Annotated in this window: 2 protein-coding genes; both read right to left on the reverse strand. The window is 56.0% G+C overall.

From position 1 onward, the window contains the following. Nucleotides 1–15: 15 nt before the first annotated feature. Complete coding sequence (locus tag F0319_RS18820; protein ID WP_149367546.1) at nt 16–507, reverse strand: lysozyme; 492 nt, start codon at nt 505–507, stop codon at nt 16–18. After that, nucleotides 494–691: hypothetical protein (locus F0319_RS22440; RefSeq protein ID WP_149367547.1), on the reverse strand; the 198-nt coding region annotated here is incomplete at its 5' end. The genes F0319_RS22440 and F0319_RS18820, both read right to left, overlap by 14 nt.

Here is a 691-nt window from a genome sequence, read left to right on the forward strand (position 1 = left end):
CTGTGTCCCCTCGTATTATGCTGCGTTACGTCCGATCTTCTCGGCGACGTCCCACTGCTTTCCATCGAATAGCGCTTGCCTGCCGATTGCTCGACGGACAAGTCCCTTAAGCACTTCCCCGCCTTGCTTGCGGAACTGTGGCAGAATAGCACGGACCTTCGCCCAGTCACCCAGGCGGATCGCATCGTCGAAATCACCCGCGACGTCGTCCGGCATGATCGGACCTGGACCAGCATTGATAACCAGGTCCACCAGCGCGTCGAATTGCGCCTGATTGATGCTCGGGTGTGCGTACTTGTTCACCCAGTTTTCGGCATACGCCACGTCGCGCTTGAGTAGCTCCAGTGCTTCCGCACGGGTAATGCTCCGCGGCGGATTAGTGCCGGTGTGGCCATAGCCCCAGGTATACAGGCCGCGGGCCTGCTCTTTCTTAGTCGCGAAATACGGCACTGGGCTGAATTGCTCCCATGCTGCCGTAAATCGTAGACCGTTATCACTGAATCGCATGTTTTACCCCATTCAAAACAGCATTACGCAGGGTGCGCAATGCAAACAGCCAGATTAACGCGGTCCAGGTGGTGTCAGATACGTCTCCTGTTTGCAACAATCCGATAACGCAGATCATCGCCGTTAGCAGATATAACACCCGGCCTAAAATGCCATCCTGGACGGACGGCGCATACACGTTAAA

Origin of the sequence: Enterobacter vonholyi (assembly GCF_008364555.1) — a bacterium.
Classification (GTDB): Bacteria; Pseudomonadota; Gammaproteobacteria; order Enterobacterales; family Enterobacteriaceae; genus Enterobacter; species Enterobacter vonholyi.

What these genes read in the sequence shown, in the direction of transcription:
- F0319_RS18820 (WP_149367546.1), bottom strand. Translation starts at nt 507, where the DNA reads ATGCGATTCAGTGATAACGGTCTACGATTTACGGCAGCATGGGAGCAA.